Annotated in this window: 23 protein-coding genes; 11 read left to right on the top strand and 12 right to left on the bottom strand. The window is 60.3% G+C overall.

Annotated features, from left to right (window positions below; all coding sequences use genetic code 11):
- Window positions 1–236 precede the first annotated feature (236 nt).
- The 3 genes from fdxA to ACPYOP_RS16350 form a co-directional block, all read right to left on the bottom strand.
- Window positions 237–575: a ferredoxin FdxA gene (fdxA, locus tag ACPYOP_RS16360; RefSeq protein ID WP_481411410.1), complete on the bottom strand. Its 339-nt coding sequence runs from the start codon at window positions 573–575 to the stop codon at window positions 237–239.
- 206 nt (window positions 576–781) lie between these two features.
- Window positions 782–1,186 (bottom strand): RNA-binding S4 domain-containing protein, encoded by a 405-nt coding sequence (locus ACPYOP_RS16355; protein WP_481411409.1) that lies wholly within the window; start codon window positions 1,184–1,186, stop codon window positions 782–784.
- A 3-nt stretch (window positions 1,187–1,189) separates the two neighbouring features.
- Window positions 1,190–4,333, bottom strand: a complete 3,144-nt coding sequence (locus ACPYOP_RS16350; protein ID WP_481411408.1) for a helicase-related protein — start codon at window positions 4,331–4,333, stop codon at window positions 1,190–1,192.
- Between the two features lie 1,237 nt (window positions 4,334–5,570).
- Between ACPYOP_RS16350 and ACPYOP_RS16345 the strand changes: the two genes are divergently transcribed.
- The 3 genes from ACPYOP_RS16345 (at window position 5,571) to ACPYOP_RS16335 (ending at window position 6,348) form a co-directional block, all read left to right on the top strand.
- Entirely contained in the window at window positions 5,571–5,726 is a 156-nt protein-coding gene (locus ACPYOP_RS16345; protein ID WP_075853478.1) for a DUF3309 family protein, read from the top strand.
- 46 nt (window positions 5,727–5,772) lie between these two features.
- On the top strand, window positions 5,773–6,027 hold the full coding sequence (locus ACPYOP_RS16340) for a YMGG-like glycine zipper-containing protein (RefSeq protein ID WP_149636122.1): 255 nt from the start codon (window positions 5,773–5,775) through the stop codon (window positions 6,025–6,027).
- Window positions 6,028–6,171: 144 nt separating this feature from the next.
- On the top strand, window positions 6,172–6,348 hold the full coding sequence (locus tag ACPYOP_RS16335; RefSeq protein ID WP_481411407.1) for a hypothetical protein: 177 nt from the start codon (window positions 6,172–6,174) through the stop codon (window positions 6,346–6,348).
- 158 nt (window positions 6,349–6,506) lie between these two features.
- Here the strand turns inward: ACPYOP_RS16335 and phbB are convergent, their stop codons facing one another.
- Window positions 6,507–7,232 carry an acetoacetyl-CoA reductase gene (gene phbB / locus ACPYOP_RS16330; RefSeq protein WP_481411406.1) on the bottom strand — a complete coding sequence of 242 codons (726 nt, stop codon included), beginning with the start codon at window positions 7,230–7,232 and terminating at the stop codon, window positions 6,507–6,509.
- 163 nt (window positions 7,233–7,395) lie between these two features.
- Window positions 7,396–8,577, bottom strand: coding sequence for an acetyl-CoA C-acetyltransferase (locus tag ACPYOP_RS16325; RefSeq protein WP_481411405.1), 1,182 nt, complete (start codon window positions 8,575–8,577; stop codon window positions 7,396–7,398).
- A gap of 241 nt (window positions 8,578–8,818) precedes the next feature.
- Between ACPYOP_RS16325 and phaR the strand changes: the two genes are divergently transcribed.
- A complete protein-coding gene (gene phaR / locus ACPYOP_RS16320) occupies window positions 8,819–9,391 on the top strand; it encodes a polyhydroxyalkanoate synthesis repressor PhaR (protein ID WP_112341594.1) in 573 nt (190 codons plus the stop codon).
- Between the two features lie 354 nt (window positions 9,392–9,745).
- Here phaR and rpmF read toward each other — a convergent pair whose 3' ends face one another.
- The 3 genes from rpmF to mtgA form a co-directional block, all read right to left on the bottom strand.
- Window positions 9,746–9,931 carry a 50S ribosomal protein L32 gene (gene rpmF / locus ACPYOP_RS16315; protein WP_006724402.1) on the bottom strand — a complete coding sequence of 62 codons (186 nt, stop codon included), beginning with the start codon at window positions 9,929–9,931 and terminating at the stop codon, window positions 9,746–9,748.
- Window positions 9,932–10,110: 179 nt separating this feature from the next.
- Window positions 10,111–10,758, bottom strand: coding sequence for a glutathione S-transferase family protein (locus ACPYOP_RS16310; protein WP_481411404.1), 648 nt, complete (start codon window positions 10,756–10,758; stop codon window positions 10,111–10,113).
- A 175-nt stretch (window positions 10,759–10,933) separates the two neighbouring features.
- Window positions 10,934–11,683: a monofunctional biosynthetic peptidoglycan transglycosylase gene (gene mtgA, locus ACPYOP_RS16305; RefSeq protein WP_481411427.1), complete on the bottom strand. Its 750-nt coding sequence runs from the start codon at window positions 11,681–11,683 to the stop codon at window positions 10,934–10,936.
- A 179-nt stretch (window positions 11,684–11,862) separates the two neighbouring features.
- On the opposite strand from mtgA, the gene ACPYOP_RS16300 reads away from it, so the two are divergent.
- Window positions 11,863–12,777: a polyprenyl synthetase family protein gene (locus ACPYOP_RS16300; RefSeq protein ID WP_481411403.1), complete on the top strand. Its 915-nt coding sequence runs from the start codon at window positions 11,863–11,865 to the stop codon at window positions 12,775–12,777.
- A 277-nt stretch (window positions 12,778–13,054) separates the two neighbouring features.
- A complete protein-coding gene (locus ACPYOP_RS16295) occupies window positions 13,055–13,696 on the top strand; it encodes a LysE family translocator (protein ID WP_481411402.1) in 642 nt (213 codons plus the stop codon).
- A gap of 25 nt (window positions 13,697–13,721) precedes the next feature.
- Here ACPYOP_RS16295 and ispG read toward each other — a convergent pair whose 3' ends face one another.
- Window positions 13,722–14,975: a flavodoxin-dependent (E)-4-hydroxy-3-methylbut-2-enyl-diphosphate synthase gene (gene ispG, locus ACPYOP_RS16290; protein ID WP_481411401.1), complete on the bottom strand. Its 1,254-nt coding sequence runs from the start codon at window positions 14,973–14,975 to the stop codon at window positions 13,722–13,724.
- 127 nt (window positions 14,976–15,102) lie between these two features.
- The gene (locus tag ACPYOP_RS16285) at window positions 15,103–16,302 is read right to left on the bottom strand and encodes an MFS transporter (protein ID WP_481411400.1); all 1,200 of its coding nucleotides are present in this window, start codon (window positions 16,300–16,302) and stop codon (window positions 15,103–15,105) included.
- A gap of 360 nt (window positions 16,303–16,662) precedes the next feature.
- Between ACPYOP_RS16285 and ACPYOP_RS16280 the strand changes: the two genes are divergently transcribed.
- On the top strand, window positions 16,663–17,535 hold the full coding sequence (locus ACPYOP_RS16280; protein ID WP_481411399.1) for a DMT family transporter: 873 nt from the start codon (window positions 16,663–16,665) through the stop codon (window positions 17,533–17,535).
- Window positions 17,536–17,650: 115 nt separating this feature from the next.
- Here the strand turns inward: ACPYOP_RS16280 and ACPYOP_RS16275 are convergent, their stop codons facing one another.
- Together ACPYOP_RS16275 and ACPYOP_RS16270 are read right to left on the bottom strand one after the other, a co-directional pair.
- Window positions 17,651–18,709, bottom strand: a complete 1,059-nt coding sequence (locus ACPYOP_RS16275) for an acyltransferase family protein (RefSeq protein WP_481411426.1) — start codon at window positions 18,707–18,709, stop codon at window positions 17,651–17,653.
- A gap of 7 nt (window positions 18,710–18,716) precedes the next feature.
- Window positions 18,717–19,697, bottom strand: coding sequence for an SGNH/GDSL hydrolase family protein (locus tag ACPYOP_RS16270; protein WP_481411398.1), 981 nt, complete (start codon window positions 19,695–19,697; stop codon window positions 18,717–18,719).
- A 504-nt stretch (window positions 19,698–20,201) separates the two neighbouring features.
- On the opposite strand from ACPYOP_RS16270, the gene ACPYOP_RS16265 reads away from it, so the two are divergent.
- The 4 genes from ACPYOP_RS16265 (at window position 20,202) to ACPYOP_RS16250 (ending at window position 24,010) form a co-directional block, all read left to right on the top strand.
- Window positions 20,202–20,975: an amino acid ABC transporter substrate-binding protein gene (locus ACPYOP_RS16265; RefSeq protein WP_481411397.1), complete on the top strand. Its 774-nt coding sequence runs from the start codon at window positions 20,202–20,204 to the stop codon at window positions 20,973–20,975.
- 85 nt (window positions 20,976–21,060) lie between these two features.
- The gene (locus ACPYOP_RS16260; protein WP_481411396.1) at window positions 21,061–21,741 is read left to right on the top strand and encodes an amino acid ABC transporter permease; all 681 of its coding nucleotides are present in this window, start codon (window positions 21,061–21,063) and stop codon (window positions 21,739–21,741) included.
- Complete coding sequence (locus ACPYOP_RS16255; protein ID WP_481411395.1) at window positions 21,738–22,499, top strand: amino acid ABC transporter ATP-binding protein; 762 nt, start codon at window positions 21,738–21,740, stop codon at window positions 22,497–22,499. The genes ACPYOP_RS16260 and ACPYOP_RS16255 overlap by 4 nt, the downstream gene beginning before the upstream one ends.
- Before the next feature lie 254 nt (window positions 22,500–22,753).
- Complete coding sequence (locus tag ACPYOP_RS16250; RefSeq protein ID WP_481411394.1) at window positions 22,754–24,010, top strand: MFS transporter; 1,257 nt, start codon at window positions 22,754–22,756, stop codon at window positions 24,008–24,010.
- Window positions 24,011–24,080 lie beyond the last annotated feature (70 nt).

Genomic DNA, 24,080 nt, shown 5'->3' with positions numbered 1-24,080 from the left:
GTTGATATGTCAAGGAAACCGCGTACGGATTGGTGATTTGCTTTCGTGATGGTTTTGGGCATGCGAAATGCCGCTGTGGATCAGTATGAGGAACCTATCACAAAAATCTGAGGAAATCAATAATTTGCTGCGCGCGCGGCAAAAAGGCCACGTTGACCGCCATGCGGCCCGACGGCAATGATTCGCTTTCTGCGATATCGACTACACCTTTATCGACGGCCTGTCACGGCCCTCGATCAGTCGCCGGTTCCGGGATTCGCCGAGAAATACTTCTCGAACTTTCCTTCTTCGCCATCCATCTCCTTGGCTTCCGGCAACGGGTCACGCTTGACCGTGATGTTCGGCCAGATGGCGGCATATTCCGTATTGATCTTCAGCCACTTGTCGAGGCCCGGCTCCGTATCGGGCTTGATCGCCTCGGCGGGACATTCCGGTTCGCAGACGCCGCAATCAATGCATTCGTCGGGATGGATGACGAGAAAGTTCTCGCCTTCGTAGAAGCAGTCGACAGGGCAGACTTCCACGCAATCGGTATATTTGCAGCGGACGCAATTATCGGTCACGACATATGTCATGAAGCACTCCAGGAATGTCTCTAGCTTCCGCGGATGCGCAACCTGGAACGTCGCGCCGTCCCGCGGAGCCGAACGGACAAACGAATGCATCACGCGCAAACGCGCCGCCCGGCTGGTTACCGGCAGGTTGATGGTGAGGTATCGACTTTATCAGTCAATTTCAAGGACAAACAATCTGGAAAGCGGCCTGAGACAGGCAGAGTTTTCTAATCGTCGTCCGAGATCAGGCGATCGATTGCCCGGCGATCGCGTTTCGTGGGCCTTCCGCTCCCCGGCGCTCGCAGCGCCTGTTCGAACGGGGTGAGGCGTTTTGTCTCATCCGGCGGCGGCGTCAGGTCCTCATAGAGCAGCCTGGCTTCCTCGAAAGGCCCCCTGCGCTCGCCGGGAGCACGCACGATGAGGATGACATCCCGGCGCTCCAGGGAGAGCTCGATACGGTCGCCGGCCTTGACGCCGAAGCTCGGCTGCGCGATCCGCTCGCCGTTTACCCGCACACTGCCGTTCTGAACATAGACCTGCGCCAGCGAGCGGGATTTCACCATGCGGGCAAAGAACAGCCATTTGTCGATGCGCTGGCGCGAACCGGAAAATGGCTGTTTCTCGTCCGTCATGACCTATTTCTTCATCTGCTCCTTGAGGGCAGCGAGCTTGGCGAAAGGAGAATCCGGATCGATCGGCTTTTCCTTGCGCGGCGGCTTGGCCTCGAATCGCAACGGCTGCGATGCGCCGCGATTGTTGCGATCGTTCCGGTCGTTGCGTTCGCCGCGCTCCTGACGGTCGCCGCGATTGCCCTGATGCGGCGGACGGCCGCCCTCGCGGTTGCCGCGCGGTCCCTTATCGCCGCCACCGCCACCGCGATTGTCACGGCCATCGCGACGGTCGCGTCCTTCGCGGTTGCCTTCGCCACCGCCTGCCTGCTGCTCGCCACCACCACGGCGGTTGCCCTGCTGACCGCGGCCCTCGCCCTGCTGGCCGCGACGGTCACCATGACCACGGCCACCCTGGCGCTGCTGATTGTCGCTGCGTCCACCCAAGCGCCAGAGCAGAACCGGCTTAGGCTCGACAGGTTCCGCGGCAACGATTTCAGCGTCAGTTGCCTCGGCAACTTCAGCTGCCACTGGCACCGATTCAACCGAGACATCGGCGGCCGGAGCTGCATCCTGCACAACGGCTTCCGTTTCCTTAGCCGGCTCGTCGCCGACAACATCGGCGTCGTCATGATCGGCCTTCTCGGCGGCGGCTTCCGCAGCCGGCGCTGCCGGTGTCGCAGCCGCATCCTGCTGGGCGAGGAAGGCGGTGGCCTCCTCCGCCTTCACGGAATCGGCGCGATAGCCGAGACCCTTGAGAATTTCCTCCATATCCTCGAGCGTCGCGCCGAGGATGGAGAGCATGGCGGTCGTCGTGGTGAAGCGGCGGCCGTCATAAGCGCCTTCCGGACGCGAAGCCTGGCCGGGCTTCCACTGCAAGAGCGGGCGGATGAGATCCGCCAGGCGCTCGAGAATGTCGATGCGAACCGCCCGCTTTCCAAGGAAGCGGAAGCCCGCGAGCTTGTAGAACATGCGTTCGTAGCTCGGATCGGTGACGACCGAGGTGCGGCCGGCGGCAAGAACCGGGATCAGATCGCCATAGCCCGGCTTGTCCAGGCCATCGTTCTTCAGAGCCCATAGCAGCGTGATGAGCTCGGCCGGAGCCGGCTTCAGCAATGCGGGCACGAAAATATGATAGGCGCCGAAGCGGACGCCGTAGCGGCGCATGGAGGCGCGCCCATCCTGATCCAGCGACTTCACCTCTTCCGTGACGTCGCGGCGGAACAGAACGCCGAGATTCTCCACCAGCTGGAAAGCCAGCCCCTTGGCGAGGCCCTGCAGATCCTCGGCGCGCTGGAGATCGTCGAGCGGCTTCAGGATCGTGCTGATATGATGGTTCACGAAGCGCTCGATGCGCGAGGCGACATGATCGCGCGCATGGCCCGTCAGCTGCTCGTCGGCAAGCAGGATGACGCGCGGACGCATGACATGATCGCTCCCCGACAGGCGCGCCACGGGATCGCCGAGCCAGCGCACGAGTCCATCGGCGCTGATCGCAAGATCGCTGTTGCCAGCCGCATGCAGGCGCGCGGCGCGCGCCTCGAATTCCAGAGACAGCGCCTTCTGGGAGGCTGTCTGGACGGCCTTCGCATCCGGCCCCTCGGTGCCCGCAACAGGCGTGAACCGGAAACCGGTCAACTGTCCCACATGATGCCCTTCAACGAAGACATCCCCATTCACACTGATTTCAGCTTCCAGCATCGCATTCTCTCTCAGGCGCTTCATGAGCACAGATGTCCTGCGATCAACAAAGCGTTTCGTCAACCTCTCATGTAACGCGTCGGACAATCGATCTTCGATTTCCCGCGTCTTTTCTTGCCAGTGTGTCGGATCGGCAAGCCAACCGGGCCGGTTCGACACATAGGTCCAAGTCCTTATCTGCGCGATTCGCGCCGAAAGCGTGTCGATCTCGCCATCCGTCCGATCGGCGCGATGCACCTGTTCGGCCAGGAAATCCTCTTTCACCGTGCCATAGCGCACCAGATCGGAAAAGAGGGCGGCAATGAGATCGGCGTGCTGGGCAGGCGTAATGCGCCGATAGTCGGGAAGCGCGCAGGCCTCCCATAATTTCTCAACCCGAGCCGGGTTGCTGGCAAGATCGACTATCTCCAGATCGCGTGACAAATATTCCAACGCCTGCTGGTCTACCGCAGGCAGCGCCCGCGTCAACCCCTGCACGCGCGGCGCGTCTTCCAAACTGGCGCGCAGCGCCGCGATCGAGGAAAAATTCAAAGCCTTGGTGCGCCACTGCAGCACCTTCACCATGTCGAATTCGTGTCCCTCGATCCGGCGCACCAGTTCGTCGTCGAAAGGATCGACCTGTCCGGTCACTCCGAAGGTGCCGTCCTTCAGGTGGCGGCCGGCGCGGCCAGCGACCTGGCCAAGCTCGGCGGGATTGAGGTTGCGGAATTGATAGCCGTCGAACTTGCGGTCCTGGGCGAAGGCGACATGATCGACATCGAGATTGAGGCCCATGCCGATCGCATCGGTCGCGACCAGATATTCGACATCGCCGGCCTGGTAGAGCGCCACCTGCGCATTGCGCGTACGTGGGCTGAGCGCGCCGAGAACGACGGCGGCGCCGCCGCGCTGGCGGCGGATGAGCTCAGCGATCGCGTAGACCTCATCGGCGGAAAAAGCCACGATCGCGGTGCGCTGCGGCAAGCGCGTGATCTTCTTCTGCCCGGCATAGAAAAGATGCGACAGCCGCGGCCGCTCCAGGACGGTGATCCCGGGCAAGAGCTGTTCGAGGATGGGCCGCATCGTGCCGGCCCCCAATAGCAGCGTCTCGTCCCGGCCGCGCAGGTGCAGGATGCGGTCCGTGAAGATGTGGCCGCGCTCGAGATCCCCGGCAAGCTGAACCTCGTCGATGGCGACGAAGGAAGCACGCGTCTCGCGCGGCATGGCTTCGACGGTGCAGACGGAAAAGCGGGCATTGGGCGGCGATATTTTTTCCTCGCCCGTGACAAGCGCCACATGCTGGACCCCAACCTTCTCGACGACGCGCGTATAGACCTCGCGCGCCAGCAGCCGCAGCGGCAGGCCGATCACGCCGCTGCCGTGCGCCACCATGCGTTCGATGGCATAATGGGTCTTGCCGGTATTGGTCGGTCCGAGCACCGCGGTCACGCCGCGTCCGCTCAGGATCATGGGCTGCGAAGTCTGTGTCATTGGTCCGTGCATGGGCGAGAAACCACCGTCTTTCGATCAGCAAGTTCCCCAAGGAGGAAACGAAGAGATGACGACCATATGCGACAAAGGCAAGACCTGAATAAAAAAACAGCCGCAGCAACAATCGATTTCATTATTGATGGCTTCAACCATAAGCTACATTAATCCTGCATCTAATGCGAGTCCCGACGATTTCCGGAACAGCTTGAGAACGAATCGGAGACGAATCGCTGACTCGCTGTCGTTCTTTTTTTGTTCACTACAACATATGGATTTCGATGAAAAGACTGACACCAAATGCTGAATCTCGTTTCCGTGCCTTTTCCCTGAGAAAGGGAGTCAGGCAGAGAATCCGAAGCCGGCGAAAATCAGCGTTTTTCGTAGTTAATTATTTGTAAATAATGCAGCTTCCCGGAATGCCGCTCCTTCCATTAAGATTCGGGCCAAAGCCGGAACGAATCGGCGACGAATCGCGGATTCCAGCCGATTCTGCTTTTGTTCCACACAATATCTAGCGCTTCCTGGACCAGAACCCATAGGACTCCGAATGGTTGAACCCACGATTCGAGCCGAATCTGCAATTGCGATCAATCTTTTAACGAGCGCAAATATAATGAATCTGGAAACACACGCATAAGCTGTTCGTATCGGCGCCTCGATCGAGGCCAACGCGAAGCGGATTTCACGGCTACATATTTGTATTTCGCCAGGACAGCATTGAGACATGGAAAGCGGCGCGGGCGCAGGACGCCTCCACCGGCCTATTCCGCGCGAACCGATGGGGGCATGAAGGCATCATCCTGTGAACACCCGCCTTCCACTGGATTTCGCTCAGTTTGCACGCCCGGGACGTACAAAAAGGCCCGGCCATTAACCAAAGTCCAAAGGCAGAACGAATCGCCGACGAATCACGGACAGGCTTCTTTTCTCGTTTCGTTCACCGCAACATATTGTATTTTAATAGTATTTTAACCATAAGAACGGGTCGTGGCTCCGCCCTCCTACGCCCGCTTCGTGCCGCCGCGTTAATATCTGGCTGAATGCCGCGCCGCCGGCACCTAGCCATTTTTATTTCTTAGCCGGAACAATTTTCGGCGACGCAAGTTTCTATCTGCAGAATTGGGGAACTCCGCCCATTCGCTAAGGAACCGATTCGAACTGGAGCCGCTGGAGCATAGAGCCGGATTGAATGACATTGCCGGCGCTATTCAAGCGATGGACATGGAGGAGACATATCATGCTTGGTACGGTATTGCTTGTCATACTGATTCTGCTGCTGATCGGCGCACTGCCCAGCTGGGGTTACAGCCGGGCATGGGGGTACGGTCCATCGGGCGGTCTCGGGCTTGTTCTCGTCATTGTCCTCATTTTGTTATTGATGGGGCGGATCTGATCCGCGGGTCAATGTTCAAACTTCACAACACCAGGGAGCTAACACCATGAAGAAGATCATCGTCGCGATCGCCCTTGTCGGCGCTTTAGCGTCGTGCACGGCAACGGAAAAAGGGACTGCCATCGGTGCCGGCACCGGCGCCCTGATCGGCGGCGTGGCCACCCATAGCTGGGGCGGCGCGGCAGTCGGCGCTGTTGCCGGCGGCGTCGTCGGCAATCTTATCGGACGCTCCCATGAGCGCCGCGGCTATTGCATCTATCGCGATCGCTACGGCAATCGCTACGAGGCTCGTTGCCGCTAAGGCTTGACCGCTCGTGACCGGCCGCTTTTGCGGCTCGGTCGCGAACATCGGAGCAGGCTCCGGAAGCCGGATTTTCTGAAGGAATCCTCTTCCCGCGCGATCGGCCGCGGGAAGGGAGCAGTGTTTTGAGAAAGGAACGGCACCATGGCCGCAATCATCGCAAGCATTGCAGCACTCGCGCTCATCGGCACCACTTTTTACGCGCTCGGAAGCGCGGCAAGAGCGCGGGACAAAGAGAGAAAACGGCGAGCGCCATTGGAAGCCGTGATCCTGGAATTCAAGCCACGGCAGCGACAGCAGGCAAATTCAGGCCGGGGATGATTGCCGGGCTGACACTTCCGCCTATCCGGCAATCCTGCCCATGATGCGAATGGCCAAGAGCGGATCAGCTCTTCACGGAAGTTCCGAACCGCTCTATCCCATCGCTTCTACGCAATTGCCAACGGAAAGCCGCTATGCACTTTCCCTGGAATTGCTCTCTAGACGAAGAACTGGCCGCCATTGGCTGTTATCGTCGATCCCGTAATGAAACCGGCATCGTCGCTGGCAAGGAAAACCGCGATGCGGGCGATTTCCTCGGGCTCGCCCAGGCGCCCCACCGGGATCTGCGGGATGATGCGCTCGTTCAACACCTTTTCCGGTACCGCCAGCACCATTTCCGTGCCGATATAACCGGGGCAAATGGCATTGACGGTGATGTTCTTGGCAGCGCCCTCCTGGGCGAGCGCCTTGGTGAAGCCGAGATCGCCGGCCTTGGCGGCGGAATAGTTCGCCTGCCCCATCTGCCCCTTCTGACCGTTGATCGAAGAGATGTTGATGACGCGGCCGAAGCTGCGGTCGCGCATGCCTTGCCAGACCTGATGGGTCATGTTGAACAGGCCGGTGAGGTTCGTATTGATGACCTCCTGCCACTGCTGTGGCGTCATTTTGTGGAACATGGCGTCGCGGGTGATGCCGGCATTGTTGACCAGGATTTCGACGTGACCGAGATCGTCCTCGACCTTGGCGATGCCCTTGCCGCAGGCTTCGTAATCGGTGACATCCCATTTATGGACGGCGATGCCGGTCACATCGTGGAAAGCCCGAGCCTTCTCGTCGTTGCCGGCATAGGTCGCCGCCACCTTGTAACCCGCATTATGCAGCGCCATCGAAATGGCCGCGCCGATGCCGCGCGTGCCCCCGGTTACCAATGCCACTCTGCTCATGTGCCACTCCCCTTTGTTGCTGCGGAGGCGGGACGCCCGAAGGCCGGGTCGCCCGCTCGCTTTCACCACTTCTTCTGGAAAATTCCTTTCAAGACGCCCTAGAGCATGACGCCGAAAAGTGTGAGCGGTTTTCGGACGACATCATGCTCTATTTCTTTAGATTCTAGAGCGCCTCGAAGCACATGGCGACGCCCATCCCGCCGCCGATGCACAGCGTGGCGAGCCCCTTGCGGGCGCCGCGGCGCTTCATTTCGAACAGTAGCGTATTGAGGACGCGGGCGCCGGAGGCGCCGATGGGGTGGCCGATAGCGATCGCGCCGCCGTTGACGTTGACGATCGAGGTATCCCAGCCGAGATCCTTGTTGACGGCGCAAGCCTGGGCGGCAAAAGCCTCGTTGGCTTCGACGAGATCGAGATCCGCGACAGACCAGCCGGCCTTTTCCAGTGCCTTGCGCGAGGCCGGGATAGGCCCGGTCCCCATGATCTGCGGATCGACACCGGCGGTTGCCCAGGAAACGATGCGGGCAAGCGGCTGAATGCCGCGGCGCGAGGCTTCCGCCTCGGTCATCAGCACGGCGGCAGCCGCGCCGTCATTGAGGCCGGAAGCATTGCCGGCGGTGACTGTACCTTCCTTGTCGAAGGCCGGGCGCAGCTTCGCCATGCCGTCCAGCGTCGCGCCGTGGCGGATATATTCGTCGGCATCGACCGTGATGTCGCCCTTGCGCGTCTGGATGGTGAAAGGAATGATCTCGTCCTTGAAGCGGCCGGCCTTCTGTGCGGCTTCCGCCTTGTTCTGCGAGGCAACGGCGAACTGATCCTGTTCATCGCGCGAAAGCTGCCACTGGCGCGCGATGTTTTCGGCCGTAATGCCCATGTGGTAACCGTAGAACGCGTCCGTCAGACCATCCTTGATCATGGTGTCGATCATCTTCATGTCGCCCATCTTGGTGCCGGAGCGAAGGTTTGCCGCATGCGGCGCCATCGACATGGATTCCTGGCCGCCGGCGACGATGATCTTTGCATCACCTGTTGCGATCTGCTGCAAACCGAGCGCCACGGCGCGCAGGCCGGAGCCGCAAAGCTGGTTGACGCTCCAGGCAGTCGCTTCCTGCGGAATGCCGGCCTTCATCGCGGCCTGGCGGGCCGGGTTCTGCCCTTCGCCGGCCTGTAGCACCTGGCCGAGGATCACTTCATCGACTTCCTTGGCATCGACACCGGCCCGCTCCAGCGCACCCTTGATGGCGGTGGCGCCAAGTTCATGCGCCGGAACGGTCGCAAACGCGCCGTTGAACGAGCCGACGGCGGTGCGGGCGGCGCTGGCGACGACGATGGATGAACTGCTCATGGAAGCCTCCTCGGAAAATGAACGTGTATATAAGGCGAAACTGTCAAAGCTTTGCGCCGGAGTCAAATTGCAAGAATTTCCGGCGTACAGATTTCATGAAGCCGTCATTGCCTGCGAGAAATCCAATCAAAGGAAAGGTCTTGCCGCATCGCACAAAGCGATTGTCACCAAGCTTCTTTTGCGTCTACACTCGGGAGTGGAGGAGTATTCCATACAATCAGACGGGGCCAGGAGACTGATAATGGCAAAGAATGAGGGCCAGATCGTAATCAAGAAATATGCGAATCGCCGCCTATACAATACCGGCACCAGCACCTACGTGACGCTGGACGACCTGGCGGAGATGGTGAAGAAAGGTGAAGAATTCACTGTCCAGGATGCCAAGAGCGGTGAAGACATTACGCATTCGGTCCTGACGCAAATCATTTTCGAGCAGGAATCAAAGACCGGCAACACGCTGCTGCCGATTTCCTTCCTCCGGCAGTTGATCGGCTATTACGGCGACCAGATGCAGATGGTCGTGCCGAGCTTCCTCGAACATTCCATGCGCGCCTTCACGGAGCAGCAGACGCAGATGCGCGAACAGATCAATCGCGCCTTCGGCGAAACGCCGCTCGGCAAGAATCTTCAGCTGCCCATGCAGATGGTCGAGGAGCAGGTTCGCCGCAACACCGAAATGTTCCAGCAGGCCATGCAGATGTTCTCACCCTTCATGAAGCCGCCTGCCAAGGAAAGCCGCAAGGCCGAAGCCAAGGACATCGACGAACTGAAGGAACAGCTCCGCGCCATGCAGAGCAAGCTGGATAGCTTGTGAGGTGTGGCAGCGCTGAAAAACCGCCTGTGCGTTCATGGAGAGTTTTCACCCCCCTCTGTCCCTTTCGGGACATCTCCCCCACAAGGGGGGAGATTCGTAACTCGCAGCGACCTCTCGCCTCAAACAAATATCGAATCTGCGCAGACTGCAGTTTATTGGTTTAGCGGCAATGGGCAGCATACTCCCAACGATCTCCCCCCTTGTGGGGGAGATGTCCCGAAAGGGACAGAGGGGGGTATCACAGCTTCGGCACACAAATAGGCCGCATTTCACCCACCGAGCACACCTCAATCACAACGAAAAAAGGCCGGCGAAACGCCAGCCTTTAATTCATGCCACCAAGGCAGCGCTTGATTATGCGCTTTCCTTCGGCGTCAGAACCTGGCGACCGCGATACATGCCGGTCTTCAGGTCGATGTGATGCGGGCGACGCAGTTCGCCGGAGTTCTTGTCTTCGACATAGGTCGAAGCCTTCAGGGCGTCAGCCGAGCGGCGCATACCGCGCTTGGACGGGCTTGTTTTTCTCTTCGGTACAGCCATTCTCGTTACTCCATGTACGGACGAAACATATCCACGGCCAGCAAGGCGGCCGAAACAGACATGCATCAATTTCGGAATTTGGGCCGGCTTATACATGGCTTGTCGGGCTTTGACCAGTCCCCTCTAGCATTTTTTGCCCGCCGCGTTTGATTCGCAGATATCGACGCCGAATCAAGCGGTCAGGCCTCGTCCTCCGACACAGTCCACGTCTCCTTCAGCGCCGCTTCCTCCCATTTCTTCCAGGCAGGCAGGGCTTTCATGATGGCCATATAGTCCTTCGTATCGGCGGAGACGGCAATATCATACCGTTCCAGGCGGCTGACGACCGGAGCGAACATGGCATCGGCTCCGGAGAATGCCCCGAACAGAAAGGGACCGCCGGAGCGGGAGCGCGCCTCGCGCCAGATGGCTTCGATGCGCGCCACGTCTTCCATCACCCCTTCCGGCAGGTCAAGCGAGCTCACGGGGCGGCGCATGTGCATCGGGCAGACATTGCGCAAGGCGCTGAAGCCGGAAAGCATCTCCATGCTATAGGATCGCGCCAGCGCGCGGGCCTGGCGATCCCTAGGCAGAAGACCGGCATCGGGGAAAAGCTCCGCGACATACTCGATGATGGCAAGCGACTCCCACACCTTGAAGCCGTCATGCACCAGCATCGGTACCTTGCCCGTCGGCGAAACCTCGCGAATGTTTGGATTGCCCGCCGGAAAATCGAAGGGGATCAACACCTCCTCGAAAACTATGCCGCAGCCTTCGAGCGCGATCCACGGCCGGAACGACCAGGAGGAATAATTCTTGTTGCCGATATAGAGCGTCAGCTTGCTCACGATCTTGTTCCTTTTTTAGCGTCGGAACCCGAAGGGGAAGAGTTCCTCGAAATGGTTCATGTCCTTGAATGAGCAGAAGGCCGACGGTCCGATCGTCGGTGGCAGGTCATCCGCCCATATGTCACGGCCAAGAATGCCAGATGACAACAAGCCGATCGAACGACAAGTTCTGATCTCACTCATAAAGGCATTTGATGTATGCGTCGGCATTCCTCGCGCGGCGCTGGATCAGCGAGGCAAGCTGGCCAAGCCCCCGCCCCGGCTTGCTCGCCACCCGATCGATCGGATTGGGAAGCGAGACGGCGAGAAGGGCCGCCTGACGGGCCGTGAGCTTGGAGGCCGGCACTTTGAAATGATAGCGCGCCGCGGCTTCGATGCCGTATATGCCCGGGCCCCATTCGGCGACGTTCAGATAGATCTCCATCATCCGGCGCTTCGACCACACGGCGGAGGCGGAGACCGCTAAAGGCAATTCCATCGTCTTGCGCACGAAGGAACGGCTGTTCCATAAAAACAGGTTCTTCACCGTCTGCATCGGGATCGTGCTGCCGCCGCGCGTGGACTTGCCGCGCAGCGTCTCCTGCACCAGCACCCGCATCTCGCCCCAATCGACGCCGCCGTGGTAGCAGAATTGCCCGTCCTCGGAGACCATGACGGATTTCACCAGCACCGGCGCGATTTTATCCAGCGGCACCCAGCGACGATCATACCCCTGAAAGGTAACGGCATCGCCGATCATCAGGGTTGAAACAGGGTGGATGAACGACAGCACATAGACGACGATGAAAAAATAGGGCAGCAGCAAGAGGCCGATCAGGACGAGGATGATGCGCTGCCAGAACGGGCGGTCTCTGAAGCGCGCCAACAGGGAGGAGCGTCGCGGCACCTCGGCTTCCTCCCCCTCATTGTCCGTCGATATGTCCAAATGTCTGACGTCCACGGCCGCTCCATCCCGGTACACCCCTTAATGTATCCGGGAAACGCTCTGATGCTGCATTCGTCATACCGTCTACACAAAGCGATGACCAGAGTGCGAGGCAATTCCCCATCCGGCTGTTGACAATTCTCGTTGCCAGCAAGAGCCTCTCATGCCAAACAGCGGCCATGGACAGCACCCATTCCTCATTCGAGCACCGTCTCAAGGACAATGCCGGCAAGATCGAAGCCATGTTGAACGGGCTTCTGGTCGACGCCAGCCTCAATGACGAGATCGTTCGCCCTGCCCGGCTCCTGAACGCGATGCGTCACGGCGTACTGAACGGCGGCAAGCGGCTGCGTCCCTTCCTCGTGATGGAATCCTCAGCGCTTCTCGGCGGTAATGCCGAGGCGGCGCTCAGGGTCGGTGCCGCGCTGGAATGCGTGCACTGCTATTCCCTCGTTCACGACGATCTGCCCGCCATGGACGACGACGACCTGCGCCGTGGCCAGCCGACGGTGCATATCGCCTTCGATTACGCAACGGCGATCCTGGCGGGCGACAGCCTGCTGACCTTTGCCTTCGACATCATTGCGGCGCCTGAAACGGAGCTGCCGGCGGACCGGAAAATGGCGCTCGTGCTGGCGCTGTCACGCGCAGCCGGCATCGGCGGAATGACCGGCGGGCAGGCGCTCGATCTCGCCGCGGAGAAGGAGGCGCCGGATGAAGGGGGCATCACCACCCTGCAGGCGATGAAGACGGGCGCGCTGATCCGCTTTGCCTGCGAGGCCGGCGCCATTATTTCAGGCGCCTCGGCTGATGACCGCAAGCGCCTTCGCACGTTCGGCGAAAAGATCGGCCTTGCCTTCCAGCTCGCCGATGATCTGCTCGACCTGACAGCCGACGCCGCCACCATGGGCAAGGCAACCGGCAAGGATGCCGCCCGTGGCAAGGGCACGCTGGTGGCTCTCCACGGCCAGGAATGGGCGGAAGTGACGCTCGCAAGGCTGGTGAAGGACGCGTCCGACCTGCTGTCCGGCTACGGCGACAAGGCAAGCGTCCTGACGGAAACCGCCCGCTTCGTCGCCAACCGCAAGAACTGAGTTGTGCTCAACCGGGTACGGTATTGCCTGACGGAGGGCAGCTTATCTTACGCTGCGCATCGGCTCATGGGCGCGGAGAGAACGGTCCAACCTGGATAGCGACACGCCCGCCATCATCCAGCGAGGGCCATCCATTCAGCTCGCGAATGTCACCATAACAAGAATCCATGGCGTCACCGGGTGATTTCCGCCGCATTCTATGACACATTCCCGTGCCGTATTGGCCTGTAGACGCAGAATTCCTCGCGGCCGTGCCAATGCTTCGGGAATAGTCTCCATGCGCGAAATGCTTTCCTATCTGCCGCACATCCTGCCGGCCTATATCGCTTACATCGTTGCCGTCATCAGCCCCGGCCCCGCCATCATGGCCATCATCGGCACATCGATGACCCACGGCCGCAAGGCCGGCATGACCCTGGCGCTCGGCATCTTCGGGGGGTCGCTGACCTGGGCGATTGCCGCGGCGGCAGGCCTTGCCACGCTGCTGCAGACCTATGCGATGGCGCTGGAGCTTTTGAAGATCTTCGGCGGCCTCTATCTGCTGTATCTCGCCTACAAGGCCTTTCGCGCCGTCCGCGCTGGCGGCGAGCTGCCGACAGCCGCCGAGGGGCCGAAAACACCAAGCTTCAAATCGCTGATCCTGCGTGGCTACGGCATCCACGTCACCAACCCGAAGGCCATCTTCGCCTGGCTCGCCATCATCGCGCTCGGTATGCCGCAGGGCGCGCCGGGCTCGGTCGCGATCCTGATCATCGGCGTCTGCGGCGTGACCGGTTTCGTGGCTTTCATGGGCTATGCGATCCTGTTTTCGACGCCGCATGCGCTGAAAATCTATCGCAATGCGCGGCGCTGGATCGAAGGCGCCATGGCCGGCTTTTATTGCTTCGCCGGCATCAAGCTGCTGACGAGCAATATATAATCCGGCGTTGGCTTTAAGCGGCGGATCACTCCGCCGCGACGGTCTTCTGGCCGAACCGCTTTTCGATATAATCGCTAACCAGCGCCTCGAAATCGGAAGCGATGTTCGGGCCGCGCAGCGTCATGGCCTTCTGGCCGTCGATGAAGACGGGAGCCGCCGGCGTCTCGCCGGTGCCAGGCAGCGAAATGCCGATATCGGCATGCTTGCTTTCGCCGGGGCCGTTGACGATACACCCCATGACGGCGACGTTCAGTGCCTCGACGCCCGGATATTTCTCGCGCCAGACCGGCATGTTCTTGCGGATGTCGTTCTGGATGTTCTGCGCCAGTTCCTGGAAGACAGTCGACGTCGTGCGGCCGCAGCCGGGACAAGCCGCGACGACGGGAATGAACTGGCGGAAGCCCATGACCTGCAGCAGCTCCTGCGCCACCTGCACTTCGCGGGTCCGGTCGCCGTTCGGCTCCGGCGTTAGTGAAACGCGAATGGTATCGCCGATGCCGTGCTGCAGCACATAGCCCATGGCGGCGGAGGAAGCGACGATGCCCTTCGAGCCCATGCCGGCCTCGGTAAGGCCAAGATGCAACGCATGGTCGGAACGCTCCGACAGCATGGAGTAGACGGCGATCAGGTCCTGCACCTGGCTGACCTTGGCCGACAGGATGATGCGGTTGCGCGGCAGGCCGATTTCCTCGGCAAGATCGGCCGAAATCAGCGCCGACTGCACGATGGTCTCGCGCGTCACTTGCCGGGCCGAGAGCGGCGAGCCTTCGGCGGCGTTCTTGTCCATCAGCGCGGTCAGCAGGTCCTGATCGAGCGAGCCCCAGTTGACGCCGATGCGCACCGGCTTGTCGTAGCGGATCGCCATCTCGATGATTTCGGCGAACTGCTTGTCCTTCTTGTCCTTGAAGCCGACATTGCCGGGATTGATGCGGTATTTGGCCAGCGCCTCGGCACAGGCCGGATGATCGGCCAGCAGCTTGTGGCCGATATAGTGGAAGTCGCCGATCAGCGGCACGTCCATGCCGAGACGCAGCAGCCGCTCGCGGATCTTCGGCACGGCGGCAGCGCTTTCATCGCGATCGACGGTGATGCGCACCAGTTCCGAGCCGGCTTTAAAGAGGGCAGCGACCTGGGCCACGGTCGAATCGATATCAGCCGTATCGGTGTTGGTCATCGACTGCACGACGACGGGGGCACCGCCGCCGACAATGACGCCGCCGACATCGACGGCAACGGAGGAACGGCGCGGTTTCGGATCGAAATCGGTGGCGGACGACATGGAAAGCTCTCGCAGGCCTCGAAAATGGGTGTCTTTCAGGTGGATCACGGAGCGGTCGTTGTCAACCGCTGCGACGATCTCTTTTGATCGAATGGAGCTTAGCCGTTACCGAGCAAAAGCGACGAAATTAATACGCGCTCTCGCCGATACCGTCCGCGTAACGCGCGAGCGACGACAAGGCCAGTACGACGAGCAGCAGCACCGGCAGTGCCATCAGGACCGGCGAGAAACCGACATGCTCCGCGGCAAAACCGATGGCCGACGGCGCGACCAGCATGCCGGAATAGCCGAGTGTCGTCACGACCGAGATGCTGATACCGGGCTGCAGGCCGGGAATATTGCCGGCGGCGGAAAAGGCGATTGGCACCATGTTGGAAATGCCGATGCCGCAGAGCGCAAAGCCGAGAATGGCAATTTCGGCGTTCGGCGCCAGCGCCGCGGTCAGCATGCCGACGATGGCGAAGACCGTGCAGATGCGCAGCGTTCTGATGGCGCCCAGCCAATCGCGCACGAAATCGCCGGCAAAGCGCATGGTCGCCATGGTGGCGGAGAAAGCGGCATAGCCGAAACCCGATAGCGCCACCGACGCACCTTTTTCCTGGCTGAGATAAAGAGCGCTCCAATCCAGGACCGCGCCTTCCGGCACCATGCAGAACAGCGCGACGATGCCAAGCAGCCAGGGCAGCGGGATCATCGGCAGCTTTGCCTTCGGCTTGGCCTCATCGTGATGCGGCTGATCGCTGAGCACCATCGGCCAGGCAATGGCGACGAAAAGCACGGCAATCGCGGTCGAGGCCTCGGCATGGCCGAGAATGCCCCAGCGCGAAATCAAGAGCCCGCCGATCGCCGCGCCCAAAAGGCCGCCAAGGCTCCAGAAGGCATGGCAGGAGGACATGATCGCCCGGCGCATGGATTTTTCGACCGAGACGGCATTGGCGTTCATCGCCACATCCATGGCGCCGATGAAACCGCCAAAGAGGAAGAGAGCGACGGCCGCGGTCCAGACGTTCGGCGTAAGCGTCAGCGCCAATATCATCGGCAGCAGCAATACCGCAAAGGCGCGCACGACAATGCGCGAGCCACGCACTGAGATCTGTGCGCCGGCGAGCGGCATCATGACGAGCGAGCCGACGCCGAAGACGAGGATCATCAACCCAAGCTCGAATTTCGTCAGTTGCAGCCGCTCGGCGAATTCGGGAATTTTCGGTGCCCAGCAACCGACCATGAAGCCATTCATCAGGAACATCAACGAGACAGCCGCGCGCGGTTTTGTGAAGAATCCGCTCCTTTTCGCCTCAAAACCCTCCATCCTCGCCATATCGTCCATGAAAATTCCTCCAAATCCGCGGCCGCAGTCTATTTAAATCGATTGAAATCGCAACGATCGAAAACAGCGGGAACGGTCACATTTCGTCTCCGTCTGTTACTGCATAATTCCTTAGATCGGGATCGATTTAAGGATAAAATTATGCAGCAGCTTTGAGGTGCTACAGCGACCTTTGCGCGTCATATATGACGCGCGGCGCTGTAGAACGGAGGCAAAGACGCCACAACCCCGAATAAATAATTCGTGACCATACGCCGCTGGCGAAAAGCCCTATTGACGGCGAAAAAGCAGGCTCCTATCGCTTGAAGCCTGAAAGATTCTTCGGCCGGCCCATATCGGGTCATCCTCTGGTGCATCCCCGTGAAAAATCCCATCAGCTATGGCATCCTGCTTACGGTGTTTGCCTACATGCTGTTCACCGCCCACGATTCGGCGGTGAAGCTGCTTGTCGCCTCCATTCCCGTCTGGCAGGTCCTGTTCATCCGAAGCTGCACCATCCTTGCCGGCTGCTTCGTCTTCGAAGGCCCCTCTCTCATCCGCAAGGTGGCGCGCTCGCCGATCATCAAGCCGATGATCCTGCGCAGCATCATCATCCTGATCGCCTGGATTTCCTATTATTCGGCGGCTTCCTACCTGCAGCTCGCCGAGGTAACGACGCTCTATTACGCAGCACCGATCGTCGGCACGATTCTCGCGACCATCGTACTGCGCGAAAAGGTCACCGTCGCCCGCTGGATGGCGGTCGGTGTCGGCTTCTGCGGCGTCGTGATCGCCTCCAATCCGGTGGGACTGTCGATTTCCTGGCCGGTCTATCTGGCGCTGCAGGCCGCCGTCCTCTGGGCAAGCGGCATGGTCCTGCTGCGGAAAACAGCGCTGCACGAGAAGAGCCATATCCAGATGGCCGTCTCCAACATCCTGTTCATCATCCTGACCGCCGGCATGGCGATCGCCCACTGGCACACGCCGACGCCGTTCCAGATCGTTCTGCTCGCGCTCACCGGCATCATCGCCGGGGCAGGCCAGCTCGCTCTCTTCGAAGGCATGCGCCAGGCACCCGTCTCGGTGCTGGCGCCGTTCGAATATACCTCGCTCGTCTGGGCCTTCCTGCTCGGCTACCTGATCTGGGGCGACATCCCCGGCCCCAACACCTTCATCGGCGCCATCCTGATCCTCAGTGCGGGGTTCATCATCATTATCAGCGAGCGAATGAAACGGCGCGCGGCTGCGGCTTGAGGCGGCTTTGCATCCGGAATTGCGCGAATCCGACGAGATAGGGCATTGCGGTACCCCGTTTAAACCGGAAGTGCTCTAACGAGTATCCTTCCAACCCACACCGAGGCGTTGGATTTCACTCCGCCACAGCAGCGGTCTGTTCGATGGGATGCGGCCGCCGCATCAGGAGAGCCTGCATCGGCCGCTCGAAGTACTTGAGGAGCGCCACCGAGATCCCAATCGTGCAAAGCGTGACCAGCGCCAATATTATCGTCACGAGGGGCAGGGAGAGGTGCTTGCCCAGCAATTTGAGCGGAAGCTGCAGCGTGTAGGGGTGGATGAGGTAAAGCGAGTAGGATGCGTCTCCCAAGAGAACCAGAATGGCCCACAATTTCCCGGACGGCACCCGCATGAGCAGGAACCCGGAGACGAGCAGGACGGCAAGCAGGCTCGAGGCGAAAAGACTGGGGCCGGCGAGTGTCACAATGAAGAAGTGACCCCCGCATGCCAGAAGAACGAGCAGGACGGCGGCGACATTCGACCCGTTCCTGAAGGCACTATACGCCGAATATGCCTTATGAAGCATCATGCCGAGCACGAATTCGATCAATATCGGATTGGTATAGAAGCGCCATTCGACGGATCCCTCCGGCCAAATCTCATGCAGCGCGATCAGGAAGAGGACGGCCGAGGAGGCGAACCAGGTTGCCCTGGAGCCAAAGATCAGGCAGGCGCCATAAATTATGTAGAAAAACACCTCGTAACAAAGCGTCCAGCCCAGGAAAAGGATCGGCTGCACGGCGCCGCCGCTTTTCTGATAGGGGACGAAAAGAAGAGATTTGACGATCGTTTCCACGGTCACGACAGTCGAATTGAGCAGGCTGGGTTTCACAAGCGCGATCAAGACGACCACGAATGTCAGCAGCCAGTAGAGCGGGACGATTCTGGCAATCCGCTTGCGTGCGAAATAGACAAGTCCGCGCGCCGGATCGGAGGAGTAGCTGATGATGAAGCCGCTGAGAACGAAGAAAACGTCGACACCGGTAGCACCCATGAAGAAATAATTGCGATCAAGATGGTATTCGATCGCAAGGCCGCTTCCGAAATGGAAGAGAAGGACGGAAAAGGCGGCCACGAACCGAAGAAACTGGAGAGAATCCAATTGTTTCGAGGTTGACCGCCGAATGGAAAGCATCTGCTCGTTAATCATGGAGGCCCCAATCCGCTCTGATAGCTTGTTCCAACAAGGTTGCCATGGCCGCATTGGTGCTGCGGCTTGGATGCCAATCGCATCCGAAATCCTTCGGTTTGACGCGTAAATTCAGATAGCGCAGGCGGGTTTCGCCTTTCGCGGCGCTCGCCTGGACGGCGGCCTCGATTGCTTTTTCGGCCGCATCGAAGTCCTTCTGGGACATCATCGGACCGAGGGCGGCGTAGAGATACGCCTTTGGAAACTGTTCTCTGAGCCTGAAGACAAGCTTGACGTATTCGTCGATGAAATCGCTGGGATTCCTGTTATCCGAAAAGTCGTTCGTCCCGAGATTGACGACCACCGCTGAAACGTGTTCGTCGGGAAGAGCAGGCGCGCCCTTTCTCAACGGCGTCACACTGTCGATGACATCCGACATGGTTTTCGCGTTCTTGCCGGCACGCGAAAGGCCGATCCCAGAAACCGCGAGCGTCGTAAGCTCCATCCCGAGATTGCGGGCGGCGACTGCGGCATATGTCAGGTACTGGTTTTCCGTTCCGGGGCTGAATTTGCATCCGGGACCGACACCCTCGAGGCCATAGCCCGCGGTAATGGAGTCTCCGATTGCCACCAGCTTTGCGGTCGATGCTTCCGCAGGAAGGAATGACCCGTCAGTTTCGGCGGAAACGAATATGGTATCGCCGATCCATCCCTCGGTGCGACGCATCACGCGAACCTCATGGGTGCCTTGCCGCAAGGTATCGGCAAGCTGGTATCGGTGCTGCCCCGCCTGCAGATCAAGGCGCTGGGGAATGCCGTCCAGTTCGACCTCCAGGCTATTTTTCCCGGTATCCACGAGGGTAGCCGAGAGCGACGTACCTTCGAAACGCAGCGCGAAACCACTGCCGGGCCAGCCGAAAGCCGCATCGCTGGCAGCAACGCGGCCGATCCATTTCGATGGCCGCTCGATCGTTTCCGCCGCGAAGCTCGGCATGAATGTAAACAAACCCAGAAAGAGAGACGCGACCGCGACATCAAACCTCATGACCGACCAAGGCCGGCGGCGCGCAATGATGGGCAATTCATCACCTCTTCGGGCTGCGTCAGATCAATTTTTGCACTTAAATTTTCGAGTAGAATCGCAGTTTGATGGCCGCCCGTGTCTCCCGGCAAACCGCCAGGATACATGGAGCACACGCTCTGCGCGAACGCTTCTGCTCCAACAATCATATGATGCACTAAGGCAACATTGAGAGTAATGGAGCAACTTTGGGACAAATAGGGCGGCATTGTGAATTGTCACTATGCCGCACTGCACCATCGATCAGCATTTTTTGGCGGCGACGGAGGTAGTGGCTCCCTTGGCGGCCCGATCGCAATTTCTTGAGAAAAATATTCGCAATTGCTCGATTCTTTTGCAGTTTTCTACGCTTTCGCGCTGCAATTTTTCTGCGATGTATGCAACATTGAATGAACGCTCCAGAAACGGAAGAAAACGATGAACTGGTTGAAGACTGTTGCCGCCGCCGCCCTCGTGCAGGCTGCATTCCTGCTCCCCGCCCACGCCGGCGAAAACCTCAAGGCGATCCAGTCGGCCGGCGTTTTCAAGGTCGGCACGGAAGGCACCTACGCGCCCTTCACCTTTCATGACGAAAGCGGCAAGCTGACCGGCTTCGACGTCGAGATCGCCGAAGCGATCGCCGGGAAGCTCGGCGTCAAGGCGCAGTTCCTGGAAGGCAAGTGGGATGGCCTGATCGCCGGCCTCGACGCCAACCGCTACGACGCCGTCATTAACGAAGTCGGCGTCACCGAAGCGCGCAAGAAGAAGTATGACTTCTCCGAGCCCTACATCGCCTCCAAGGCTGTGCTGATCGTCAAGGACAGCAACACCGGCATCAAGGATTTCGCCGATCTCAAGGGCAAGAAGGCGGCACAGTCGCTGACCAGCAACTTCGGCAAGCTCGCAACCGAATCCGGCGCAGAACTCGTCGGCACCGACGGCTTCGACCAGTCGATCCAGCTCGTGTTGACTGGCCGCGCCGACGCCACCATCAACGACAGCCTCTCCTTCCTCGATTTCAAGAAGCACAAGCCCGACGCGCCGGTGAAGATCGTCGCCCAGCAGGCCAATGCCGATTTCTCCGCCGTCATCATCCGCAAGGGCGAGCCGGAGCTGCTGGCTGCGATCAACAAGGCGCTGGCCGACATCAAGGCCGACGGCACCTATGACAAGATCTCCAAGAAATACTTCGGGCAGGACGTTTCGAAGTAAGAAGGCATAGGCAGAGACATAAAACTGTGAAAAAGATGCGTCCGGGGTCACCTCCGGACGCATTCTCTTATCGAAAGGCTTCTCCTTGGAGCATTGGCTGCAACTGATGTGGGAGTCACTGGGCACGCTGCTTTGGGCAGGGCTCATCTTCACCATCCCGCTCACCTTGATCACCTTCGTCCTCGGTCTTTTGCTTGGCCTGCTCACCGCCGTCACGCGCCTGTTCGGCCCGCGGCCGCTGGTGGCCGTCGCCCGCTTCTACGTCTGGGTGATCCGCGGCACGCCGCTTCTGGTGCAGCTCTTCGTCATCTTCTACGGCCTGCCGAGCCTCGGCATTCTGCTGGATGCCTTCCCGGCCGCGATGATCGGCTTCACGCTGAGCATCGGCGCCTATACCTCCGAAATCATCCGCGCCGTCATCTCCTCGGTGCCGAAGGGCCAGTGGGAGGCCGCCTATTCGATCGGCATGAACTGGCGTCAAGCCATGAGCCGCACCATCCTGCCGCAGGCAGCCCGCGTCGCCGTGCCGCCGCTCTCCAATACCTTCATTTCGCTGGTCAAGGACACGTCGCTTGCCGCCGCCATCACCGTGCCGGAGCTGTTCCAGGCCGCACAGCGCATCGTGGCGACGACCTACGAGCCGCTGATCCTCTATGTCGAGGCTGCCCTTATCTATCTGGTCATGAGCTCCTTCCTGTCCGTGCTGCAGGGCTCGCTCGAACGCCGCTTTGCCCGCTATGGCGGCACGCTGGAGGCCCGCACATGATCGAGCTGTCCCACATCGAAAAGCGCTTCGGCGACAATGTCATCCTCAAGGACATCAGCCTGATGATCCCGGAAGGAACAGTGACGGCTCTCGTTGGCCCTTCGGGAGGCGGCAAGAGCACGCTTTTGCGCTGCATCAACCTTCTGGAAATCCCGACCGCCGGAACGATCCGCATCGGCGGGGAAACCGTCTCCTTCGTGCCCAACAAGCGCGCTGCATGGCAGGATATTCAGAAGATCCGCCGCCAGACCGGCATGGTCTTCCAGAATTTCCAGCTCTTCCCGCATCAGACCGCGATCGGCAACGTCATGGAAGGCCTGACGACCGTGCTGCGCTGGCCGGCTGAAAAGGCCCGCGCCCGCGCCGTCGAACTTTTGACCAAGGTGGGCATGGCGCACAAGATGGATGCCTGGCCTTCGACGCTCTCGGGCGGCCAGCAGCAGCGCGTCGCTATCGCCCGGGCACTCGCCCCCTCGCCGCGCGTGCTGCTCTGCGACGAGCCGACCTCTGCGCTCGATCCGGAACTGGCGGCCGAAGTGGTCGACGTCCTTAGCAAGCTCGCCAATGAGGGCACGACCATGGTCATGGCAACGCACGACCTGCGCCTCGCCTCGAAAATCGCCAACAACGTGGTCTTCCTGGAAGCGGGCAACATCGTCGAAACCGGCTCGTCGCGCAACGTCTTCTCCAATCCCTCGCAGGAGCGGACCAAGCAGTTCATCTCGACGCTCAATTCCGGGCTCAGCTACGATATTTGAGTTGATCTCAAGCGCCCATTTCGCGGGCGGGCCGCGCATTGACGATGCGAGGCTTTACGAATAGCTTTGGCGCCATGAACACGGCACTCGTTCTCGTAGTGGTAGGAAGGCGCATGGGCAGGATGGCGTAGACATCCGGCGAAAGCACCCATGCGCGGTAAGCAGGCTCCTGACGGGGCCTTTTTTATTGCCCTGAAACAGGGCGGCGCCTCGTCAGATCTCCCTCGACTTCCACTCACACGACGGACAAGGCCATGACGCACACCGAGAGCCGCACAGACCATTCAGCCTGGCAAGCAATCGAAGACCCGACCATCAGACAAGCCACCGCTCAGCCGCGGCTGACGATGCTGATCCTGCTCTCTGCACTTGCCGTGCTGCCTGTTAATATGATCCTGCCGTCGCTGCCGAAGATCGCAGCGACATTCCATGCCGATTTCGCCCTCGTGAACCTCTCGGTCGCCGGCTTTTCCCTTGTTACGGCAACCCTTGAGGCGATCGGGGGCGCGATATCGGATCGGTTCGGCCGCCGGCCCGTCGTCCTGACGGCGCTCGCGATCTTCATCATCGCATCGATCGGCTGTGTACTGGCGCCCGATATCGGCACCTTTCTCGTCTTCCGCTCAATGCAGGCCTGTATCGGCCCATGCTACTCGGTCGCCCTTGTCATCATCAAGGAAACATCGGACGAACGCGAGGCCGCCAGCAAATTCGGCTATCTCGCCATGGGATGGGCGCTGGCGCCCATGGTCGGGCCGCTGTTCGGCGGCTCGCTGGACGAGTTTTTCGGCTGGCGCGCCAGCTTCGTCGTCCTCGCCACCCTCGGCATGGCCGCCTTCCTCCTGTCCCTGTGCGAATTGAGGGGATCGAGAGCGCCCTTATCGGCTGCGCGGAGGAACTACCTTGCCTCCTATGGGCTGCTTCTATCTTCGGCGCGGTTCTGGGCCTATACCTTCTGCATGGCCTGCTCGATGGGCGTTCTCTATATCTTCCTGGGAGGAGCGCCGCTCGCGATAGGCGATACGCTCGGCGGCTCGAGCGCCAGGCTCGGCTTTTACATGGGCCTGGTTCCTGCCGGCTTCATTCTCGGCAGCTATCTGGCCGGCCGCTACGCCGCGAAAATCCCACTCGGCATGATCCTTGTCATCGCGCGGCTTCTAACCTGCATCGGCCTGTCGATCGGTCTGGCCCTGTCGCTATCAGGCGCGACGCAGGCTCTGGCGCTGTTCGGCCCCTGCATATTCATCGGCCTCGGCAACGGCCTGACCATGCCGGCGGCCAATAGCGGCGCAATGTCGGTGCGGGCGGATGTGCTCGGGACGGCTGCGGGGCTGGCGGCCGCCATGCGGATCGCGGGCGGCGCGCTCATCGGTTCCATTGGCGGGCTGTTCCTCGCGCAATCGGCAACGATCCACACGCTGTTTGCGCTGATGCTGATATCCGCGCTGCTCGCGCTATTGGCGGCACTTTGGGCGGCTCTCGTGGAGCGGCATGCCCGCAAGCCGGGATAAGGGCACCTCTGCCGCAAAGCCGGTTGCAACAGTCAGGCTTTGCGGCAGAAGACGGTCTGCATTTCAGTCA

Source organism: Rhizobium sp. KNZ2-6A, assembly GCF_056755475.1.
This window is presented reverse-complemented; position numbering and strand designations above follow the sequence as displayed.

Excerpts from the sequence above, each read along its gene's own strand:
- fdxA (WP_481411410.1), bottom strand. The coding sequence starts at position 575 with ATGACATATGTCGTGACCGATAATTGCGTCCGCTGCAAATATACCGAT.
- ACPYOP_RS16355 (WP_481411409.1), bottom strand. The coding sequence starts at position 1,186 with ATGACGGACGAGAAACAGCCATTTTCCGGTTCGCGCCAGCGCATCGAC.
- ACPYOP_RS16350 (WP_481411408.1), bottom strand. The coding sequence starts at position 4,333 with ATGACACAGACTTCGCAGCCCATGATCCTGAGCGGACGCGGCGTGACC.
- ACPYOP_RS16345 (WP_075853478.1), top strand. The coding sequence starts at position 5,571 with ATGCTTGGTACGGTATTGCTTGTCATACTGATTCTGCTGCTGATCGGC.
- ACPYOP_RS16340 (WP_149636122.1), top strand. The coding sequence starts at position 5,773 with ATGAAGAAGATCATCGTCGCGATCGCCCTTGTCGGCGCTTTAGCGTCG.
- ACPYOP_RS16335 (WP_481411407.1), top strand. The coding sequence starts at position 6,172 with ATGGCCGCAATCATCGCAAGCATTGCAGCACTCGCGCTCATCGGCACC.
- phbB (WP_481411406.1), bottom strand. The coding sequence starts at position 7,232 with ATGAGCAGAGTGGCATTGGTAACCGGGGGCACGCGCGGCATCGGCGCG.
- ACPYOP_RS16325 (WP_481411405.1), bottom strand. The coding sequence starts at position 8,577 with ATGAGCAGTTCATCCATCGTCGTCGCCAGCGCCGCCCGCACCGCCGTC.
- phaR (WP_112341594.1), top strand. The coding sequence starts at position 8,819 with ATGGCAAAGAATGAGGGCCAGATCGTAATCAAGAAATATGCGAATCGC.
- rpmF (WP_006724402.1), bottom strand. The coding sequence starts at position 9,931 with ATGGCTGTACCGAAGAGAAAAACAAGCCCGTCCAAGCGCGGTATGCGC.
- ACPYOP_RS16300 (WP_481411403.1), top strand. The coding sequence starts at position 11,863 with ATGGACAGCACCCATTCCTCATTCGAGCACCGTCTCAAGGACAATGCC.
- ACPYOP_RS16295 (WP_481411402.1), top strand. The coding sequence starts at position 13,055 with ATGCGCGAAATGCTTTCCTATCTGCCGCACATCCTGCCGGCCTATATC.
- ispG (WP_481411401.1), bottom strand. The coding sequence starts at position 14,975 with ATGTCGTCCGCCACCGATTTCGATCCGAAACCGCGCCGTTCCTCCGTT.
- ACPYOP_RS16285 (WP_481411400.1), bottom strand. The coding sequence starts at position 16,302 with ATGGACGATATGGCGAGGATGGAGGGTTTTGAGGCGAAAAGGAGCGGA.
- ACPYOP_RS16275 (WP_481411426.1), bottom strand. The coding sequence starts at position 18,709 with ATGCTTTCCATTCGGCGGTCAACCTCGAAACAATTGGATTCTCTCCAG.
- ACPYOP_RS16270 (WP_481411398.1), bottom strand. The coding sequence starts at position 19,697 with ATGCCGAGCTTCGCGGCGGAAACGATCGAGCGGCCATCGAAATGGATC.
- ACPYOP_RS16265 (WP_481411397.1), top strand. The coding sequence starts at position 20,202 with ATGAACTGGTTGAAGACTGTTGCCGCCGCCGCCCTCGTGCAGGCTGCA.
- ACPYOP_RS16255 (WP_481411395.1), top strand. The coding sequence starts at position 21,738 with ATGATCGAGCTGTCCCACATCGAAAAGCGCTTCGGCGACAATGTCATC.
- ACPYOP_RS16250 (WP_481411394.1), top strand. The coding sequence starts at position 22,754 with ATGACGCACACCGAGAGCCGCACAGACCATTCAGCCTGGCAAGCAATC.